This is a genomic window from Holdemania massiliensis AP2 (genome assembly GCF_000327285.1).
In the GTDB taxonomy this organism is placed as follows: domain Bacteria; phylum Bacillota_I; class Bacilli_A; order Erysipelotrichales; family Erysipelotrichaceae; genus Holdemania; species Holdemania massiliensis.
The window spans coordinates 346,508-348,629 of record NZ_HE998568.1 but is presented as its reverse complement, the minus strand read 5'-3'; the positions used below and the strand labels follow the sequence as shown (position 1 = coordinate 348,629).

At 36.3% G+C, this 2,122-nt stretch carries 3 protein-coding genes; all 3 read left to right on the top strand.

Annotated features, from left to right (window positions below):
* On the top strand, positions 1-775 hold a 775-nt coding region (locus tag BN162_RS09500; RefSeq protein ID WP_040451769.1), incomplete at its 5' end, for a papain fold toxin domain-containing protein.
* 35 nt (positions 776-810) lie between these two features.
* Positions 811-1,128 carry a hypothetical protein gene (locus BN162_RS09495; RefSeq protein ID WP_020224855.1) on the top strand — a complete coding sequence of 106 codons (318 nt, stop codon included), beginning with the start codon at positions 811-813 and terminating at the stop codon, positions 1,126-1,128.
* Positions 1,129-1,515: 387 nt separating this feature from the next.
* Positions 1,516-2,122: hypothetical protein (locus BN162_RS18765; RefSeq protein ID WP_040451767.1), on the top strand; the 607-nt coding region annotated here is incomplete at its 3' end.

Here is a 2,122-nt window from a genome sequence, read left to right as displayed (position 1 = left end):
TAAAAAGGATACAGAGAACAAAGAAGATTTGTTAAGCACAATTAACAATGGTATCAAGAGCGCAGGAGTAGCTGTTTCTAGCATAGTTCAATCCACGGAGTTTGTGACGTTAACTTTATCCATTGCTTTAGATAAAGTGATAGATAAATATCTGCCAATCAAAGGAATTCTGAACGCTATTTCTATCTTTGGTATATCGGCGGGATTAACAGAAAAAATTCCATTAAACGCAGCAGATGAAGGAAAACTAGCTGAGAAGATTCCATTGGATAAGGAATTAAAGTATTTGGAGAAGCTTCCGGGAGTCAGTATCAGAAAAGATTTAGTGATTGATCTTCCATTGAATATCAAAGGAAATCAAGACTATCTTGAGAAGATTAAAATCCGGGATGAACAAACTTTTGTGGAAGAGATTCCTTGGGATCAGGTAATTGAGGGAAATACTGGGACTACACCAGAACAATTGGTACAAGAAATTCCTGATGAATATAAACAAATTTTTAAGTGTAAGGATTTTGCTGATAAGATGGAAGAGTTAATGAGAAATAACAATGTTTTAGGTGAAAGATTATCAATAGAAAGTGAAACTGATTTTATCTTATCTGATAAGCATGGTACTATATCATACAATGGTATTCATGACGCAATAAAAATAAATGACACAATTTATGATAATTTAAATCCTGACGGAATTGATTATGATGAATGGTTAATTGATCTAGGGATTGCAGATTACCCTTCTATGTTTAATGTTGTAGAAAAGAAAATTAAGTAGAATTACTAGTTAGTATAGTAATAATGGAGGTAAAAATGAATATAAAAGAACTTATTCAATTAGTCAAGCGAAGACCAGGAATGTTTATTGGGGATCTGAAATTAGAGTATCTATATCATTTTATCAATGGCTTTTTATTTAATAATATAAGCACCTCAAGAGCAGATGAAATTGATGAGGCTTTTAAAAGAGAATTTCATCAATGGGTCAGGGAGTGGATAAAAGAAAATAAGAATATTGAATTCGATGAAGATAGAAATTATCTTTACTATATTCAAGAAGTGTGCAAAAGCCAAGAACAATGCTTTACAATGTTTTTTGAATTAGCGGAAGAATATTTTAAAGAATTATAAACAAAGTTTAGATGTTATTGTACTTAGCAAAATCTATATAGGAATTTTTACGAACTAAAGAATCTTGTTGTAACCACATGACAAAATCTGCTATGTAATTTTAAGAAAGAATGTAGTGAAACAAATTGTCTTATGCATTGGATCGTAGTAGTTAAGACTTTCATTTAACTGATCTAGCTGACATTATGATGCGCGAAGATTATGATGTACTAAGTTAAGCCAAATAACAAAAAGCTTTGCAATGTCTTCAATCTTGCAAAGCTTTTTAAATTCAAATGCAAGCTAAAAAAATTCATTATTTTAAAACGTTTTTAGTTCATGTATACTTGTTGGATTATTCCACTGCATTCACGCTTGATCGCCATGGGCCAAGCGTCTATCAGCAAGATGGGCAAGATCATTCGCCGCTACTGCGACCAGACAGAGGTTCTGTATGTCTACAATACCTCAGGTCAATTGATCAAAGCGACAGATGAAGACAAGAAGTCGGAAGAGTATACCTACGATAAAAACGGCAATCTGTTAACCCTGAAGCAGAAGGACGGCACCGTTCTGACGTATACTTATGACGCCAACCAGAACGTGCTGACCAAGCCGGACGCGGCCTTTACCTATGACGCTTTAGACCGGATTGCGACAATGACTGACGATCATGGCTCAACCCAATACACCTACGATGCCGCAGGCAATACAATCAAGGTGGTCCGGGATACCCAGACAATCCAGTATCAATATGACGCTTACGGCAACCGCACCAAGATCACCTATCCGGATAATACGTCGATTACCTACCAATACGATCTGGCAGGCAGGATGACCAAGACTGTCAACGCGTCGCATTATTCCAATTATGAATATGACGCGCTGGGCCGGATGACTAAGGAATGGATGTGCAACAATGTCGTCATCACCAAGAGCTATGACAACAACGGCAATCAGTTAACCCAGCTGACTAAGCTGGGAACCAGAACCCTCAGCTCTTACACGTATGTTT